The organism is Spirosoma profusum (genome assembly GCF_014699005.1).
Lineage (GTDB): Bacteria > Bacteroidota > Bacteroidia > Cytophagales > Spirosomataceae > Spirosoma > Spirosoma profusum.
Map to the genome: position 1 here is coordinate 1 of NZ_JACWZY010000071.1, position 16,358 is coordinate 16,358.

General features: G+C 48.5%; 20 protein-coding genes and 1 pseudogene. 13 read left to right on the forward strand and 8 right to left on the reverse strand.

Translation table 11 applies throughout. The annotated features are described in order from the left end of the window. Positions 1-276: 276 nt before the first annotated feature. The 5 genes from IC229_RS34520 to IC229_RS34540 form a co-directional block, all read right to left on the reverse strand. Complete coding sequence (locus IC229_RS34520) at positions 277-1,104, reverse strand: metallophosphoesterase family protein (protein WP_190893513.1); 828 nt, start codon at positions 1,102-1,104, stop codon at positions 277-279. Then, positions 1,097-2,449, reverse strand: coding sequence for an SLC5/6 family protein (locus IC229_RS34525; protein WP_190893515.1), 1,353 nt, complete (start codon positions 2,447-2,449; stop codon positions 1,097-1,099). Before IC229_RS34525 ends, IC229_RS34520 begins: the two co-directional genes overlap by 8 nt. A 10-nt stretch (positions 2,450-2,459) precedes the next feature. Continuing rightward, positions 2,460-3,911 carry a SusD/RagB family nutrient-binding outer membrane lipoprotein gene (locus IC229_RS34530; protein ID WP_190893517.1) on the reverse strand — a complete coding sequence of 484 codons (1,452 nt, stop codon included), beginning with the start codon at positions 3,909-3,911 and terminating at the stop codon, positions 2,460-2,462. 37 nt (positions 3,912-3,948) lie between these two features. Continuing rightward, entirely contained in the window at positions 3,949-7,161 is a 3,213-nt protein-coding gene (locus IC229_RS34535) for a SusC/RagA family TonB-linked outer membrane protein (RefSeq protein ID WP_190893518.1), read from the reverse strand. 140 nt (positions 7,162-7,301) lie between these two features. Next, complete coding sequence (locus tag IC229_RS34540) at positions 7,302-7,556, reverse strand: hypothetical protein (RefSeq protein ID WP_190893520.1); 255 nt, start codon at positions 7,554-7,556, stop codon at positions 7,302-7,304. Positions 7,557-7,962: 406 nt separating this feature from the next. On the opposite strand from IC229_RS34540, the gene IC229_RS34545 reads away from it, so the two are divergent. The 12 genes and pseudogenes from IC229_RS34545 (at position 7,963) to IC229_RS34590 (ending at position 13,914) form a co-directional block, all read left to right on the forward strand. Further along, positions 7,963-8,292 carry an ArsR/SmtB family transcription factor gene (locus tag IC229_RS34545; protein WP_190893522.1) on the forward strand — a complete coding sequence of 110 codons (330 nt, stop codon included), beginning with the start codon at positions 7,963-7,965 and terminating at the stop codon, positions 8,290-8,292. Between the two features lie 61 nt (positions 8,293-8,353). Beyond that, positions 8,354-9,211, forward strand: coding sequence for an arsenite methyltransferase (locus IC229_RS34550; protein ID WP_190893524.1), 858 nt, complete (start codon positions 8,354-8,356; stop codon positions 9,209-9,211). Between the two features lie 13 nt (positions 9,212-9,224). Continuing rightward, a complete protein-coding gene (locus IC229_RS34555) occupies positions 9,225-9,668 on the forward strand; it encodes an arsenate reductase ArsC (RefSeq protein ID WP_190893525.1) in 444 nt (147 codons plus the stop codon). Then, a complete protein-coding gene (gene arsN2, locus IC229_RS34560; protein ID WP_190893527.1) occupies positions 9,652-10,101 on the forward strand; it encodes an arsenic resistance N-acetyltransferase ArsN2 in 450 nt (149 codons plus the stop codon). Before IC229_RS34555 ends, arsN2 begins: the two co-directional genes overlap by 17 nt. Continuing rightward, positions 10,098-11,139: pseudogene (gene arsB / locus IC229_RS34565) on the forward strand (ACR3 family arsenite efflux transporter). The gene arsN2 and the pseudogene arsB overlap by 4 nt, the downstream one beginning before the upstream one ends. Before the next feature lie 17 nt (positions 11,140-11,156). Next, a complete protein-coding gene (locus tag IC229_RS36005; RefSeq protein ID WP_317171700.1) occupies positions 11,157-11,597 on the forward strand; it encodes a metallophosphoesterase family protein in 441 nt (146 codons plus the stop codon). Beyond that, on the forward strand, positions 11,594-11,755 hold the full coding sequence (locus tag IC229_RS36010; protein WP_317171701.1) for a hypothetical protein: 162 nt from the start codon (positions 11,594-11,596) through the stop codon (positions 11,753-11,755). Before IC229_RS36005 ends, IC229_RS36010 begins: the two co-directional genes overlap by 4 nt. 50 nt (positions 11,756-11,805) lie before the next feature. Further along, positions 11,806-11,964: a hypothetical protein gene (locus tag IC229_RS36015; protein ID WP_317171702.1), complete on the forward strand. Its 159-nt coding sequence runs from the start codon at positions 11,806-11,808 to the stop codon at positions 11,962-11,964. Between the two features lie 6 nt (positions 11,965-11,970). Next, positions 11,971-12,591, forward strand: a complete 621-nt coding sequence (locus tag IC229_RS34575) for a hypothetical protein (protein ID WP_190893529.1) — start codon at positions 11,971-11,973, stop codon at positions 12,589-12,591. A 64-nt stretch (positions 12,592-12,655) separates the two neighbouring features. After that, positions 12,656-12,799, forward strand: a complete 144-nt coding sequence (locus IC229_RS36260; protein WP_223834389.1) for a hypothetical protein — start codon at positions 12,656-12,658, stop codon at positions 12,797-12,799. A gap of 11 nt (positions 12,800-12,810) precedes the next feature. Further along, positions 12,811-13,038 (forward strand): hypothetical protein, encoded by a 228-nt coding sequence (locus IC229_RS34585; RefSeq protein ID WP_190893533.1) that lies wholly within the window; start codon positions 12,811-12,813, stop codon positions 13,036-13,038. A gap of 219 nt (positions 13,039-13,257) precedes the next feature. Continuing rightward, complete coding sequence (locus IC229_RS34590; protein WP_190893534.1) at positions 13,258-13,914, forward strand: phosphatase PAP2 family protein; 657 nt, start codon at positions 13,258-13,260, stop codon at positions 13,912-13,914. 219 nt (positions 13,915-14,133) lie between these two features. Here the strand turns inward: IC229_RS34590 and IC229_RS34595 are convergent, their stop codons facing one another. Then, positions 14,134-14,757 (reverse strand): cation transporter, encoded by a 624-nt coding sequence (locus IC229_RS34595; RefSeq protein WP_190893539.1) that lies wholly within the window; start codon positions 14,755-14,757, stop codon positions 14,134-14,136. Between the two features lie 117 nt (positions 14,758-14,874). After that, the gene (locus IC229_RS34600) at positions 14,875-15,225 is read right to left on the reverse strand and encodes a hypothetical protein (protein ID WP_190893536.1); all 351 of its coding nucleotides are present in this window, start codon (positions 15,223-15,225) and stop codon (positions 14,875-14,877) included. 143 nt (positions 15,226-15,368) lie between these two features. Here IC229_RS34600 and IC229_RS34605 point away from each other — a divergent pair, with 143 nt between their 5' ends. Beyond that, complete coding sequence (locus tag IC229_RS34605; protein WP_190893537.1) at positions 15,369-15,791, forward strand: MerR family transcriptional regulator; 423 nt, start codon at positions 15,369-15,371, stop codon at positions 15,789-15,791. A gap of 115 nt (positions 15,792-15,906) precedes the next feature. On the opposite strand, the gene IC229_RS34610 is transcribed toward IC229_RS34605, so the two are convergent. Continuing rightward, positions 15,907-16,275, reverse strand: a complete 369-nt coding sequence (locus IC229_RS34610; RefSeq protein ID WP_223834388.1) for a phosphotransferase — start codon at positions 16,273-16,275, stop codon at positions 15,907-15,909. Positions 16,276-16,358 lie beyond the last annotated feature (83 nt).

A 16,358-nucleotide genomic window follows, 5' to 3' on the forward strand; every position in this document is an offset into this window, starting at 1 on the left:
ACATTGGTGGTTCTTTGTACTTACAAACCTACTGGCTCCTTATTTTATTTAAAATACCATTTTTAGACGGCCTCTTAAATCCCTCTTTTTATTGAGATATAATCAGTAAGTAGGAGGAACAAAAGTTTCTGTTTGAAACCATAAAATTTTGTTGACTTAAAGTGTAGCGACCTGATTAATAGATACTTATTCTATTTTGATGAAACATTTCGTACGAATGTTGGCTCTCCCACTAACCTGCTCTTTAGATTACTTGTGCAGCGTGAGTGCTTGGCCTTACAGAGCCTTTTCTGCGTCCGGCAAAATCTCGCAGTTGTCCCAGATGCCCGTGAGAAGTGTCTGTGCGTATGACTCGGGGAGATGTTTGGCTACCATTGCCTGATGCGCCTTAAGGTTATCGTAGGTATACGCGTGAAAACTGTATGTAAACAAACCATCTGTGTCGTCGAGCAGCAGGTACCATACACGGGGAGTACCATCATTAGCAGGCATCCCGATTACCCCTGCGTTGAGCCAGTACCGACTGGCCCCCGTTTCGGAAACGTGCCTATTCGCAAATGGTAGCCCGGCGTGACCGGCCAGTATTACGTCGGCTTCGGTAGCCGCAAAGGTCGTTTCTTTCACTGGCCAGGGCGTCGATGCGAACACAAAATCCGCGATACCAGTAGCGGCCCCATGCAGTACCACCACCGACTTGCCCGCATACCGAAACGACAGTTGGAGTGGCAACGTGCTCAGCCAGGCAACCGATTCAGCCGAAAGCGTCCGAACGGCATAAGGAAACCAGGTGCGGGAGAACAAATCACACCGTCCACCTTCAGTGAAATTACAGCCGCAGTCATCTTCGCCCCGGATGATATTCTGCTCCACGTTGCCCTGAATGGCCTGAATCTCCCAGTTCTTCACCAGTTGCACTGACTCCTCGGGTTGGGCACAGTAGCCGACAATGTCGCCGGTACAGATGATGTTGTTGGGAGGGATCTGAAGTTGGTCGGCAATTTTCTGAATTGTTTCCAGTGCCTGCAAGTTGGAGTAAGGGCCTCCAAATACGAGCAGCCTACCGCTACGTGTGCCAAGGTCTACAGTGTCGGATTGATCAGTCATGATTCTTTGGTTGGAACAACGTACTGCCCGCGAAAACCAGGAAACAGTAGGCCGTAGTGATCAGGTTCACGCTGAGCAGCGATCCGTATTTGCCGTCTCCCAACCGTAGCGATTCGGGCAATTGAAAAAATGTTAGAAATCCGCCCAGCATCAGTCCGCCTACTACCGACAGGTGAAAAACAAGGCGCGGTACCCGAACGTTCCAGCACAAAAAGACTGGCGCCAGACCAAGCACCAGGGTGCCACTAATGGTCGTAGCCGATAAAATAGCGGGGTCGAAAAACACGGGAATAGTACCCAGTACCGTCAGTACGACCATAGACAGGCGTCCTCTGGTAACGCTTGGTACGACGGCCCGGCTCAAATCGATGCTGATTAGCTTGGAAAACGACGCCATAGCCGAGTCTAGCGTCGACGAGGCTGAGGTCACCATAATGAGGTTCATTAGCAGCAACATCGGCACGCCAAAATACTTCGCTACGGCCACTGGCGCTTCGCCTGTCAGACTATTCAGCTTGGCGAAAATACCGACGAAACTGAAGAAGATGATACAAAGCGAGCCAATAACTGCCGCCTTAATATACGCCCTCTGCGTAGTGCGCGTGTCGGAGATAAAGCCCCGGTCGGTCAATACGGGGTCATGAAAGGGGTAGCTAAAACACTGCACCAGCGCCACAAGCAGCAGATCGACCCCCTGATTCAACTCCCAACGTCCACTGCGAACAAAGGGCTTCAGACTCCCGCCGTATTGGGGTAAAATAAAGCCCAGAATCACCGTGAGCAATATTACAAAGAGCGATAGTTGAATCACATCTGTCATAATCGAACTGCTCATGCCGCCTTTGAGCGTGTAGGCCAGCGTGAGCAGTGTAAATACGATAATGGCTACGTAGTAATCGGTAGAACCCTGCGCCCCAAAATATGAGCCAATTACGATAGTATTCGACCAAATTTCGTTGTAAAGTCGAATCATAATCAGTAGCGTAAAGACTACCACCGCACTCGCCCCAAACTTCGACTCGAGAAAGTGGTGGATGCTCCGGTAGCCACCCTTGTTGCGCATTGATACGATCACGAATCCTGCCACCAGAAACGATAAGTAATAGCCCGCGTAAGCCACGCCACCCACCAGTCCGAAGCTATGGCCTAGGTTGGCGGCATTAGTAATTGATTTGGCAAATAGCCACGAAATGACTAGACTGCTCGTCAGAAAGAGGGTGTTTGGTGCCCGCTCTTTACGTGCACCCCTGAAAAATTCGGGTGCGGTGCGGGCCAGTGGCGATACGAAAAATAGTGTAATACTGGAAGCCAGCACTATTGCCCACTGTAACAGGGTTGTGGTCATGCTGAAATGATTAGCGGGTAGCCCACCAAACGGGTATGTTAATGCTGTTGTTCTGGATTTTATCGGCGGCTTTTTTGTACTGTACTGCATTCAGGGCACTCTCGGTGCTGGGGTAAGGCACCCGGACGGGAATCAGACCGTTATTAAGACTGGCCGAGATAGTTTTCAGACGGGGAAAGCCGGTCCGGCGGTACTCGGTCCAGCCTTCGTAGGCATTGTTGATATTGCCAATCCACTTTTGCGTCAGAATCTGTTCAATTGGGTTCTGCCCGTTCTGCGCGTAGGCTATTTTACCGCTACCGAGGTAACCGGCAGGAAGTGACGTGCGCCAGTAGTCGAATGCCTGCGTAACGCCCCGCTCATACCACTCCTTGCCCGAGGCTGATACCAGTCCCCGCTCGGCTGCTTCGGCTATCCAGAAACTGGTTTCATAGGCAGTCATGTAGTTGGAATTGAGCTTATCCGACTCCTCCCGGAAGATCGTTCCTGTAAGTGAATAGTCGGCCACAGAAATCGACAGCTTCGAGGCATCAGGCCCATTGAGTAGGCCTTTGTAGATACCAGGTTTGGCCGCGGTTGCCCGGAAGTATACCCCAATTCGTGGATCGTTCAGGCTGGTGAGTAGTTCCTGACTGGTCAGTGACATGATAAACAGGTTGTAGTCTCCGATGCGGGCGGTCAACATTCGGAAGTTGTTGGGCTGCGTGAGTGAGAACCGATACACTGCGTTGTCGGTGTTGGCTTTGATGAAGTTCCCCTCCGTCAGCACTTTCTGTAACGCTTCTTTCACGTTTACCTTGCTCGAAATACGCATCAAGGATTTGATTTTTAGTGAATTGGCGAATAATATCCACTTGTTGCGGTTACCACTGTAAAGAATGTCGCCGTCGAGTACGGTAGCACCTTTGTAATTGTTGATGGAAGCAATGCCTTTGTCGAGGTTGTCCAATATACCACCGGCGGCCGTGTAGATGGCTTCCTGCGTGTCGTAGGCGGGGGTAATCACACCTGTTTTGCCCTGTAGGGCCTCGCTATATGGCACGTCGCCGTATAAGTCGGTGAGGGCAGCAGTCATGTACGCTTTCATGATCAGGGCCGGACCTTCGTAGACCCCGAATGCCACATTGGCACGAGCCTTCTGCAAAAGAATCTCGTTGTCGCGCAGGTTCGTATAGATGAACGGCCAGGGGTTGCCGCCATACTGTGGTTCGCTGAGACTATGCCGGTCGAACAGGTTAAAGTCGATAGCTGTAAAATACTGCCCTAACAGGTTACCAGCTACGAAAGCTTCGTAGGACATTTGCTCGCCATAATCGAATAGAATCTTACGGAAAAGTAGCGACGGCTGCACATCAACTGGGGCATTGGGGTTGGTGTTGATTTCCTGGAACTTCTCCGTGCAGCCGGACAGTATATTGGTTAGCGTAAGCAGTAAAAGAGTACTATATAAAATCCGTTTCATAATCAATAGTTTTGGGGCCTACGTCAGCAAAGGGTATTCAAAAATTCACACTTAGTTTCACCCCTATATTACGCGAGGTGGGATAGGTCATGTCTTCGACGCCCGTTTGCAACTGATTTTGCTGGAACGAAGTCTGTTCGGGATCGAAGTGGGGAATGTGCGACAGTGCCAGCAGGTTACGACCCACTAAAGCTATGGTCAGTCGCTGCATACGAAGCTTACGGGTCTGTCCAGCCGTTTCGGGCAGGGTATAGCCAATGCTCATCTCCCTTAGCTTTACGTACGATGCGTTGTAGGTGTTATTTTCCTCATTATTGCGGTCGTAGTACATCCGGTAGTAGGTTTCGGCTGGAATGGGGAGTGTATTGGGGCGGAAATTCGGGTTATCAGTTGTGCCTGTGTTAACCACACCTTTAGCCACGATACCCGCATCGGGACGGTCGGCTGTTTCGATAAGCTGCCCTGCTACGCCCGCCAGGGCAAGCGTGCGCGATACAAGAATACCACCTTGCCGCCAGTCGAGCAGGAAGCCCAAGCTCCAGTTCTGGACGCTGAACTGGTTCGACAGACCCACCATGAAGTCGGGATTATAGTTCCCCAGTTTCTTCAGCGTGTTGTCGGCAATGTACTGACCGTTGCTACCCACAATAAACTCGCCCTGGGCATTACGCAGGTAGCCCGTACCCCACATATCACCTATCCGGTCGCCTTGCCTCACCTGATACCAGACGGTTTGGTTCACATTGTCGTAGATGCGGTTGTATCCCAACGTAAGTGTACCAGCTTCTTCAGGCAGCGCCACCACTGTAGTCCTGTTGCGGCTGAAGTTCAGGCTCACGTTCCAGCGGATGCGGTTCGTCTGGATGGGGATGGCTGTTACCACGGCTTCGATGCCCTGCGACCGTACTTCACCACCGTTAATGACTCGTTCGCTATAACCCGTCGGGATGGCGATTGGCAACGACAGTATCTGGTTACGGGTGCGGGAGTTGTAATAAGTCAGGTCGACACCTAGCCGGTCGTTCAGGAAGCGGACATCAGCCCCCACCTCAACCGAGGTGATCGACTCCGGTTTCAGGTTGGTATTGGCAATTGTGGTCTGGGCGCTGAAGGCGGGTTGTGAGAACACTGGGTTGCGAGCGTTGAAAACCCCCGTGGTCTGGTAGGGGCTGGTATCGTTACCGACGCTGGCCACGCTGGCCCGTAATTTAGCAAAAGACATGATCACAGGCAACTGGAACTGATTTGATAGTACCCAGCTAGTTGATACCGAGGGGTAGAAAAAGGCAGTGTTAGCTGTCGAGGTGGGCGTTGCTAGAGCACTCGACCAGTCGTTCCGGCCTGTTATGTCCATAAACAGCACGTCTTTGTAATTCAGTTTGGCAAGCGCATATAGGCTGTTGATGCGCTTGCGGGCGCTCTGCTGATAGACTTCAATTGGAGAGGCCGCATTGGTGAGCTTAAACACCCCCGGTTGTGCAAGCGTCAGAGCCTGATACTGATCGAAGGACGTCAACTGATCCATACGATTGCCCCCCGCCGACAGATCGAGCGAAAGTGGTCCTAAGCTACGGGTGTAATTTAACAAAAAGTCGGTGTTGATTTCTCGGAAGAAAACAGCGTTTTCGGCATAAGCGCCATTCTTGAAGCGGTTGCTGCTGAATGCCCGCCGAAACTGACGGTTTTCGCTCGAATAGTCCATACCGCTACGTACCATCAGAGTCAAGTTGGTGGCTAATTCGCCCGTCACGGTAATGTTGCCGATGAGTCGGTCACGGTTAAACGAGTTACGGTTTTCGTAGAGGGTGAAATACGGGTTGTCGAAGTAGGTGTAGTTGTAGGAAAAATGCTGTATCCCCTCCAGTCCGGGCTGCCAGTACTGCTTCATCGGGTTAACGTCGGTTTGCCGACCCAGCCAGGCGCTCATGGCGTAGTTAATGTTTTCCGAACCGTATTTGGTGGCAGGGCGATTGTCGCTACCCGAGTTGATATAATTGATGGACGAGTTGAATTTCAGCCACTTGGTGGGCTCGAACTGCAGCCTGGCGGCCAGCGTTTTGCGTTTCAGGCCGACACCCGGAATGGTTGACTGACTGTTCAGATCGGTGTACGACAGCCGGTAAGTGCCTTTGCCGTAGCTACCGGAAATCGCCAGGTTGTTAATGGTCGTATGGCCTGTCTCGTAGAAGTTTTTGAGGTTATCAGAGTGCGACAACAATGGGGTTGGTGTGATAGGTAGCCCACTGTATACCCGCGTGTCGGCTCCACGCACCACCCGACCATCGGGCAGATTCACGGGGCTGTCGTACTGCTGAATCAGCAGCCCCGCGTCGAGTTTCGGGCCATAACTATAGGAGATGTTGTCGTTGATCCCTCCGCCCAGGCCGTCAACATACTTAAACACTCCGCTGTTACCTTGTCCATACTGATTCTGGAAACGAGGCAATTGAAACGGGCGCTCTGTGTAAAAGGTACTGTTGAAACTCACACCAATACCTTTCTGCGACGAACCGTCTTTAGTTGTAATCAGGATAACCCCGTTGGAGGCTCGAGTGCCGTAGAGGGCAGCTGCACCGGGTCCTTTCAGTAACGATACCGTTGCTATGTCGTCAGGGTTGATTTCCATGGCACCGTTGCCAAAATCGATTTCCTGAAACCCATTGGCATCGTCGTCAACTCGGTTCACCACCGTAGCATTGTTAATGACAATGCCATCGACCACAAAAAGGGGGTTGTTGTTGGTGAACGACGATTCGCCCCGGATTGTAATACGCGAGGATGCTCCTACCCCCGTCGATCCACTCGTAATCATCACGCCTGCCACCTTACCCGACAGGTTGTCGAGAAAGTTGGGAGCCTTGACGTCGCTAACCTGACTGCCATCAACTTTCTGGATCGCATAACCCAGGCTTCGGGCGTTGCGCTCCAGCCCAAGAGCCGTGACAACTACTTCGTTAAGCGACACCCCTGCTATCAGTTCAACGGTCAGGTCTGTTTGCCCTGTGTATTGCACTTCCTGCGTCCGGTAGCCAACAAAAGAGAATGTTAGGACATCGGCTGGCTGTAGGTTGGTCAGGGTAAATATACCCGTGGCATTGGTGAGCGTACCTGATTGCGTTCGTTTTATCTGTACAGTGGCACCAACAATCGGTTTTTGCGACGCCTGATCGATAACCTGCCCGATAAGTTTCTGGGAAAACGCCGTGATGGATATTAAGAAAAGAAAAACAATTAGTAGTAATGACCGCATAGAACGGGATTTAGAGAGAAAATGAAATATGAGGGATATACGTAGTACTAAGAGAGATGGATGTCTTAATCTGATAAAGGTTGTCAGTTTTCCAGCCTGTAAGATGACTATTCAAGAGCGGATTTGCGAAGGGGAATGAGCTATTTTTTTGTTCTAAAGAAATGGGCTAAACAATCCTTAGGTAGCCCCTCTTCATAGGCAAGCCCTATAAGCCAACTCAAAATATGTTGTTGGTTCGACTTCTTCTGGTCGAGTTGCTTCCACCCTTTAGTTATTGTGTTGATCAAAATCGCTGCTGATTGTGTTTTCGGCAACTTGGCAGTTAAAATCAATCCCCAGAGCTTAGGGGCATATGTGGCATAAAAGACAGAAAAATTGGGGGATGCGTCGGCCATAGAGCTCTTCAAAGGCTTTTTGTATATAAGCTCTTAGTGAATTCATTAGGTGCGTTTCGTTGAAGCATTTGATAGCGAGTCGACTCGTCGATAGTCGATAAGGTGCATGTATTTAATTAATTGAGTGCAAGTTTTGTATAAACAATGATTGATATTGACTCAAATATTTTAAATGAATTATTAATTATTATACGGCTTTAAAACGACCGCTTACAACAAATTGGACTTTTAAAGACGTTCTCATTAATTGAGTCATTTAGACGATCTCAAGCGCCTGTTTCCTGAAGCAGATGCATAATTGCTCGTTTTTCTCAGATAAGTGTAAATAATCAATTCTGCTAAGATTCAAAAGTGAGATTATTTATCGTAATATTGCAATTGATATTTGTATCCATACCTTTGCAACATGGGAGTTACGAAATCCGAAATATTTACTGAGGAACAAAACCGGATAGCGGATTTGGCAAAGGCATTTGCCCATCCCGCTAGGGTAGCCATTCTGCAATTGCTGGCTCAGAAGAAGGCTTGCGTTTGTGGCGATTTAGTAGACGAATTATCTCTCGCTCAAGCGACCGTTTCCCAGCATTTAAAGGAACTGAAACGTATCGGCATTATTCATGGCGAAATCAATCCGCCCCGTGTCTGCTACTGCATAAATGAAGTCGTTTGGAATGAAGCGCGCGAAACCTTTGGTTCGCTATTCGATACGTTTGTAGGAGCCTCGATTTGCTGTTAACCAGAGGCTATTTTTTTGCTTGAATCAATCGTAATATTACATTAAACCAATAATTAAATAAATGGAAACTGCCGAGCAAATCAAAGAAGTCGTGCGCCAGAAATACGGTGCAATTGCCGAACAACCGGACGCCAATGGGTGCTGTGGTCCTACGTCATGTTGTGGCCCCGAAACGGCATCTAATGTGCCCATCGACATGTCAGTAGGATATCACGAGCTGAAAGGATATGTTGCCGAAGCCGATTTGGGATTAGGCTGTGGCTTACCCACACAATTTGCCCAGATCAAGTCTGGCAATACAGTAGTGGATTTGGGTTCAGGTGCAGGCAACGACTGTTTTGTGGCCAGTGCAGAAACGGGAGAAACAGGCCGGGTGATCGGTTTGGATATGACTCCAGCAATGATCGACCGCGCTCGTAAAAATGCGAAGTCGCTAGGATACAGCAATGTCGAATTCGTCTATGGCGATATCGAGGACATGCCCCTGCCGGAAAATTTGGCGGATGTGGTGGTGAGTAATTGCGTAATGAATCTAGTACCCAACAAGCAAAAGGCCTTCGTTGAGACCTTCCGTATTTTGAAACCCGGTGGTCATTTCAGTATTTCCGACATTGTGCTGAAAGGTGAATTGCCCGCTGGCTTGCAGCAGGACGCCGAACTCTACGTTGGTTGCGTATCGGGAGCCATTCAAAAGGACGATTATTTGCAGCTCGTTAAGGAGAGCGGTTTCATCAATATACTTGTGCAGAAAGAGAGGGAAATTGCTCTGCCCGACGAAGTATTGAAAATCTACCTTTCGGCTGAGGAAATCGCTGATTATCGCCAACAGGATAAGGGTATTTATAGCGTTACTGTCTTCGCACAAAAGCCCGAAGGGGAATCCAAAGCGGCTTGCGACTCTCCTGGTTGCTGCAACTAATCCAACTCTAACGATGAAACGCATTCTAGTTCTTTGTACGGGCAATTCTGCCCGCTCGCAGATGGCCCAGGGCTATTTACAAACATTCGCTGATGATCGGGCTGAGGTTTACAGCGCAGGAGTTGTTCCGCATGGTGTGAAACCATTGGCCATTCAGGTGATGGCCGAGGATGGCATTGATATATCGCATCACACATCCAACCATGTGGATAAATACACAGATATACCGTTTGATTATGTAATTACGGTTTGTGATAATGCCCGCGAGCAATGCCCCTTTTTTCCATCGAGCGCCGAGAAGATTCACCACAGTTTTCCTGATCCAGGTCATCAACCCGGTATCGACACGCTGACATCGTTTCGACAAGTGCGCGACGAGATCAAAATTTTCTCAAAGGAATTTATTTCATCCAAATGGCTTGAAAGCCAACCTGTAAACGATGGCACTGTATATTGAAAACGCCCGACCTGACGAGAAAGGAATCGTTGTGGCGCTGCTAGAGCAAGGAGATTTGCTCACCGAGGATTTACCAACTGGCTTGTCGGGTTTCGTCATAGCTAAAGACGAGGAAACGGCTGTTGGTGTTGCGGGCATAGAGTCTTTCGGATCAGTTGGCCTGCTGCGTTCGGTGGCCGTTGATCCAACCCACCAAGGCAATGGCATCGCGGCTCAACTAATTGAGCAATTGTTGGCCACTGCAGATGCAGCTCACTTGCAGGAACTCTATCTAATTACAACCACAGCAGAGGGGTATTTTAACCGCTATGGATTTGCTCCGGTCAGCCGTGAAACTGTGCCCCAAGCCATCCAGCAGACGCAGCAATTCAGCGGCCTTTGTCCCTCATCGGCCGTTGTCATGAAGCGCACGCATAATCAGCAAATCGCATGAGTAATACCCGTTTGTCATTTCTCGACCGTTTTTAACACTGTGGATTTTTCTGGCTATGCTAATTGGGGTTGGTATTGGCTATTTTTTTCCGCAGTCGCAGGTATTTATTAATGGATTTAATTCCGGCACAACCAATGTGCCGTTAGCCATTGGCCTCATTTTGATGATGTACCCCCCTTTGGCAAAAGTAATGTATGGAGAATTGCCGAAAGTGTTTACCAATACGAAAATACTAGTCCTTTCGCTGTTACAGAATTGGATCATTGGACCGCTGCTGATGTTTGGGCTAGCCGTTATTTTCCTGCCCGATAAGCCCGATTATATGACCGGGCTTATCATGATCGGTATTGCCCGTTCATAGCAATGGTAATCGTTTGGAACGATCTAGCAGGTGGTGATAGGCTGTACGCTGCTGGCCTGGTGGCCTTCAATAGTATTTTCTAGGTACTGTTCTATTCGGTTTATGCCTATGTGTTCATAACCGTTTTGCCGCCCTTATTTGGGCTAAAAGGTTATAGCGTCAACATCACCATCAATGAGATAGCCCAAAGTGTATTTATCTATTTAGGAGTGCCATTCCTGGCAGGGTTATTTTCACGATTTATTCTGACGCGCCTGAAAGGTAGTCACTGGTATGAGCAAACCTATTTGCCCGCTATAAGCCCTATAACGCTGATCGCTTTGCTGTTCACGATCGTGGTTATGTTCAGTCTGAAAGGGCAACTCATCGTTTCTATTCCGCTCGATGTACTACGCATTGCCGTTCCCTTAACGATCTATTTTGCCATCATGTTCTTTGCGGCCTTCTATCTCTCGAAGCGAGTTGGAACAGATTACGCCAAATCTACATCAATTGCCTTCACAGCCGCTGGCAATAATTTCGAGTTGGGCATTGCGGTCGCTATTTCCGTATTCGGTATCAATTCAGGTGCGGCCTTTGCTGCCGTGGTCGGTCCGCTGATCGAAGTGCCAGTGCTGATCCTGTTGGTCAATTTTGCGCTGAAACAGAAGAAGCACTTTGAACCCCATTACCAGTAGACTTTTCAAAATCACGTATGGAAATTGCCTTGTTTTCCGACATTCATGCCAACTTGCCCGCACTGGAAGCGGTGCTCTCAGACATCGACAGTCGTCAACCTGACGCGATATATTGTTTAGGAGATTTAGTTGGCTATAACGTTTGGCCGAACGAAGTCATAGCTACGATTCGCAAACGAGGAATACCTACCATCGCTGGTAACTATGATTTTGGCATTGGCCGGGCTTCTGATGATTGCGGCTGTGCCTACAAAGAGGAGCAAGAAAAGGCCAACGGCAAAGTATCTATTTCCTACACAAATGCCATGGTAGGGGAGCAGAAAAGGATCTATTTCCGCACTTTACCCACGCATATCCGGGTGGAATTTGAATTAGGCAACGATTCTGAGCATTTGTGGCAGCAACAAACCCCCGTTTCGCTACTATACTATTGGTACATGGTAGCCCCCGGCGAGTGAATGAATACCTGTTCGAGGACCGGGGCGACCGTAGTTTGGGCCGGGTTTTAGAGGGAGCCGGGGCCGATATCCTTTGCTTCGGCCATACGCATAAGCCATTTTACAAGGTGGTGAGTGCCGAAGCACCTGGGAGGAAACGTACTGGCGACACGCCATAAATATCGGATCGGTTGGCAAACCGAAGGATGGCGGCCCTCGCGCCTGCTACGTGTTACTGACCATTGATGAGTCGGCCCGCCCCGGTTCACGTGATGGAGTTCAGGTTGAGCATGTTCGTGTTGTCTACGACGTAGAAAAGGCTGCTCGTGCCGTTCTGGAAAGCGAACTTCCCGATGCCTACGTTGAAGCTCTTCATCTTGCCCGTTGATGAGTGATGAAAGCGATTTGCTGTTGGTTTGTCGGTGTGGGGCTGCTGGGAATATCAGTAGCCCCAAATATGGCGCAAACCCATCATAACCCCATCGACATCACTAGGGAGAGCGCTTGGCGATCCACCTATTCGAATGAGACAGCATACCAGCGTCACGCTCGCTCCATCGACTATATGTTGACGATGCTGGGTAAACACATGAATCACTTGTCGGTGGTTGATCCAGCCGCCTATTGCTTGCTCCAAACCGAGCTGCACTACTATTTGCATCAGTTGGAAAGTCAACAATTGAACTATGGAAATCAGGGCGTTTTTGATTGGGTTTTGCTACGCCTAACGGAGCTGGACGAGCGGATTAAATCCATGCTGGCTCAGCACCGTCGGGAGAATAAGGAGGAAAAGCCCCAGCCAGCATTACCCGCACTTTGTGAAGGCCAACGCCTTTCATTGCGGCCCTATACACTGATCTTTCGGCGTGCCGATTACCGATCCCAACTAAAACACATCGTTTTAACTGACAAAGAAGTCACTCTTCTTAAAACCGGCGACTCGTATCACCTAGTACAATGTGGTTCGCTGAAAGGTTATTTGCACATGGGCATGATTGTCTCAACCTTACCTTAAACTTCGTATGAACATGGCGAATCCCTTATCGGAGCTGGTGGCCAAGTGGCCCCACTATCAGCCGATGATTTTGAGCTACCTGCGTAAGCTTGTAAACGATAAATCAATCGCGCAAGACATTAGCCAGGAATTTTTTTTGAAAGTCTATCGGCTGGTCATAATCCTCAGTATACCGTCATTAATATCCGCTCGTGGTTATTCCAAATAGCTCACAATGCCATGATTGACCACTACCGACAGCCGAGAACGGCTTGCTTGTGTGCTGACGAGATTGAGCAGGTGTCCCTCGTTCGGAAGGAGAATGCCTATCAGGAAATGGCCGACTATGTTCGCCCCTTACTAAGTTGTCTGCCAGATACGTATGCCTTACTATTAGCGATGGAACTAGATGGTGTGCCTCAGAAAGAGATTGCCCAGTACCTGCAACTGGATTTGTCAACTACCTAATCGCGTATCCAGCGTTCCCGCAAGAAAATGCACGGGCTGTTCTATGAATGCTTCCATTTGGATTTTGACCCGCAAGGACGAGTGGAAGGTTTTGCGGTTCTGTCTGATTGCGTAACGCTTCAGGCGTTTTTGATCGAGCAGCGAAAAAATAGTGCCTTATCCATGCATCTTTTTGGAGATTAGTCCGTCATGGGGGCAATTCTAAACATTGTCCCAAGTATGAAAACCACATTGATGTTAGCCCTGCTAGTGTGTACATCGCTCACCTATGGACAGGCTCCCCATGTTCAGGAACCCGTAGCAGAACATTACAAACAGATTGGCGCATTGAGTATGAGAAAGAACCCTGCTCGAGCCTGGATGGATACCATTCATTATCCCCCTAATGAATACGGTAGTTCACTGACCTATGTGCTTGTCAAACCTTACTATTTGACCGACGAGCAGGTCGAAATCCTAAAAACCAGTGTACGCCCACCAGCCAACTCATCGGACCAGACTCGACAGGAACTGGACCATCTATCGGCCTTACAGCGCAGTCGAACCCCGGAACAAATCAAGCGCGTTGAGTTCTTAGGCAATATTGGCTACTGGCCATCGACCGACTTGCTGTCTTCCCACTCTGCATACCAGCAGAATCTAGACTTATTTTTTGAAGGGGGAGAAATCCTAGGCGCTACCTGCACAGCGGAAAACTACCCTAAAACTGCTGTTTTGTTGAAAGGGGTGATGAGGGATATGCGTGTGATGGAATTCACCATCAAGTATCACTACATCCGCCCCCGCCCTTATCATTTGGAGACAGGTTTAAAGCTGCTGACTCGAATAGGCTCCCCATCGTTTGCCAGCGGACACACCCTATGGGCCTTTATTTAGGCATACACTTGGAGCGAATTGTTGCCGCACCGCCGAGCCGACTTTCTCAAACTTGCCGAAGAAATCCGCCGTTCGCGCGAAATAATGGGTATTCACTAACCCAGCGATAATGAAGCAGCCCGCCAGGTAACATATCGAATGTTAACAAATTATTTCAAGAATCCGACCTTTCTGCGTGATTTAGAAGCGGCCAAAGGGGAGTGGAGGAACAAATGATTGTCAGCAGTGACCACAGCAGGTCACTGCTCCTTTGGCCTTCTCAAAACTTTCCTGCCCTTCTTTAAAGGAAAACCAGGCTAATCCCATCATACCGATAGCGTCGATATATGGTAAATGTAATACCTCAAATAACACACTTGAAGCCAGCATCACTACCGACATATAAACGCACACCATCGTGCATTTGGCGTCAGCAATAATAGAAGCAGAATTTAATTCCTCTCCGATGCGGATTTTCCACCAGGCAAGACCACGCATAATGGCAATGGAGAGGAGCGAAACCACGATTCTGGCTATAGTCGTTTCAGGTTTCTGTTGTTTCCATATACTGAACATGGCTCCAGCAACTAGACCAGCCACCAGTACGTAAAAACAAATGCCTGTGATGCGCAACGCTAGACGTTCAAAGCTCCCCCGGTTTTTGTCGCCAAACCGGCGTAATCGGGCAATCATGGCTAGAATACCTAAACCAGAAATGACCTCAATAAAACTATCCACGCCGAAGCCTGCAAGTGTCAAAGCTTCGTCATGAGCACCGAAGTAGAGCGACACAATACCTTCACCGATATTGTAAAGTACGGTGAATAGGGCGAGGCCAGTTGCAATGTTCCATCGTTTATCGATGGGGACTTGTAGTGTCGCTTCCGTGCCTGTATAAAGTCAATCGCAAGATAATAATTTGGTTTAGGGTTAGGTATTACCAACTACGCTCCCAGTAGTAAAATACCTTCACGAAATGAGTTATTTGGAAACAGGTTGCTGAAGTTTATCCAACTCCATGTCTAGATAAACCATTTGTTTGGTTTCTTCCGAATTCCCCATCCCCACCGAAATAGGGCCTTCTTCAGGTTGAAAGGTGAGATGAAAAACCAACCATGGGCAGCACTGGCGCTCGAATTTGATGAATTCAGTCAAGTCAGCAATCATAGCATTATCGGACTGATTGAATATCAATTCGTAACTGGTGGGATGCTCAACAGCCCGCGCTACTTTTTTGAACAGCGTTTGATGCAGCTCATTCATGCGCTTAATCTGGTCGTGGTCGGTGAGTTTGCAGGCCAGTGCGATTTTCTTTTTCAAATCGGTCTCCATTGATTTTGTGAGTTTGCTCTGTGCTGGGCAAACTAATGTGACTAGGCATACAAAGCCAGTAAGAATGAACGATTTCATTTTTTTGGGAGTAAAGCTAAACAGTGGAGTATACTCCATTGTCAAGCGTTTAACCGATAAAAATTATGCTGATAGGGGTCATTTCTCAAAAATCGGGCTTCTCTCGTGATACCATTCGGTATTACGAAAAGATTGGATTGTTAGAGCTCCACAAGAAGGCCAGACGTGAAAACAATTACAAGGAATATACACCTGTGATTCTTTCGAGGCTTCGGGCCATTCGAGAGCTAAAAATGATTGGGTACACCTTGCAAGAGATTCGGCAGGTTATCGAGTCCTACGAAATTGGTAATTTGGATTGTATGGCGGGCAAAGAGCAGGTACTAGAAAAAATCCGGCTTATTGATGAGCAAATTCAGCAAATACAAACCATCAAACAACAGTTATCGGAGGCAGTGGCAGAATGTCCCAATCATTGTAAAATTATAGCCATTTTGGATCAAACGATCACCTTAGAGAAAGGAACCTATTTGTCCAAGTGCCTATAATTTCATCATCCGTTTGTTAGTAAGTGAAGTCAGAGCCGATATTGCTGCCGAATCATAGCTTCAACGGGTTTGCGTTTAGGGGTATAATCGTCGTTTTCTGTGTCACTCTCTGTAATTACGTGCACAACACCATTTCGGCGGCTTCTTCAAGTAATGCCTTTTTCTGCTTCAGGTCTAGGGATAGAGGAAGTTGTGCCAGGCCGATGAGTCGGCGCAAGATTTCGACGCCAGTGAATCCTTGTAGTAAGGCAGGTTCTAAATCGCCCGTTGGCCGGTACTGACTAAGAACCTGTTTGGCTAGTACTTCATCCTGCTGGGCTAGTTTTAAGTGGGCAATCATGACACCTAAATCAAACTCTGGATGCCCTAAGAAAACAAACTCCGGGTCGATGACGCGCGTACCATAGTCTGTTTTCAGCCAGCTACCAGGGTAATAATCCCCGTGTATTAACGTAGCACCTGGCTGTAAATAAATCTTCCCCAATTAAACATAGGACTTTCGCTTAAAGGGTGATTGCCTGAATTCTTGGGTTGGCTAACTCGTGTCGGAGGTAGTCAGCGAACAAG

What these genes read in the sequence shown, in the direction of transcription:
- IC229_RS34605 (WP_190893537.1), top strand. Translation starts at nt 15,369, where the DNA reads ATGCTGATAGGGGTCATTTCTCAAAAATCGGGCTTCTCTCGTGATACC.
- IC229_RS36005 (WP_317171700.1), top strand. Translation starts at nt 11,157, where the DNA reads ATGGAAATTGCCTTGTTTTCCGACATTCATGCCAACTTGCCCGCACTG.
- IC229_RS34535 (WP_190893518.1), bottom strand. Translation starts at nt 7,161, where the DNA reads ATGCGGTCATTACTACTAATTGTTTTTCTTTTCTTAATATCCATCACG.
- IC229_RS34550 (WP_190893524.1), top strand. Translation starts at nt 8,354, where the DNA reads ATGGAAACTGCCGAGCAAATCAAAGAAGTCGTGCGCCAGAAATACGGT.
- arsN2 (WP_190893527.1), top strand. Translation starts at nt 9,652, where the DNA reads ATGGCACTGTATATTGAAAACGCCCGACCTGACGAGAAAGGAATCGTT.
- IC229_RS34540 (WP_190893520.1), bottom strand. Translation starts at nt 7,556, where the DNA reads ATGGCCGACGCATCCCCCAATTTTTCTGTCTTTTATGCCACATATGCC.
- IC229_RS34545 (WP_190893522.1), top strand. Translation starts at nt 7,963, where the DNA reads ATGGGAGTTACGAAATCCGAAATATTTACTGAGGAACAAAACCGGATA.
- IC229_RS34600 (WP_190893536.1), bottom strand. Translation starts at nt 15,225, where the DNA reads ATGGAGACCGATTTGAAAAAGAAAATCGCACTGGCCTGCAAACTCACC.
- IC229_RS34590 (WP_190893534.1), top strand. Translation starts at nt 13,258, where the DNA reads ATGAAAACCACATTGATGTTAGCCCTGCTAGTGTGTACATCGCTCACC.
- IC229_RS36260 (WP_223834389.1), top strand. Translation starts at nt 12,656, where the DNA reads ATGATTTTGAGCTACCTGCGTAAGCTTGTAAACGATAAATCAATCGCG.
- IC229_RS34585 (WP_190893533.1), top strand. Translation starts at nt 12,811, where the DNA reads ATGATTGACCACTACCGACAGCCGAGAACGGCTTGCTTGTGTGCTGAC.
- IC229_RS34575 (WP_190893529.1), top strand. Translation starts at nt 11,971, where the DNA reads ATGAAAGCGATTTGCTGTTGGTTTGTCGGTGTGGGGCTGCTGGGAATA.
- IC229_RS34530 (WP_190893517.1), bottom strand. Translation starts at nt 3,911, where the DNA reads ATGAAACGGATTTTATATAGTACTCTTTTACTGCTTACGCTAACCAAT.
- IC229_RS34555 (WP_190893525.1), top strand. Translation starts at nt 9,225, where the DNA reads ATGAAACGCATTCTAGTTCTTTGTACGGGCAATTCTGCCCGCTCGCAG.
- IC229_RS34525 (WP_190893515.1), bottom strand. Translation starts at nt 2,449, where the DNA reads ATGACCACAACCCTGTTACAGTGGGCAATAGTGCTGGCTTCCAGTATT.
- IC229_RS34520 (WP_190893513.1), bottom strand. Translation starts at nt 1,104, where the DNA reads ATGACTGATCAATCCGACACTGTAGACCTTGGCACACGTAGCGGTAGG.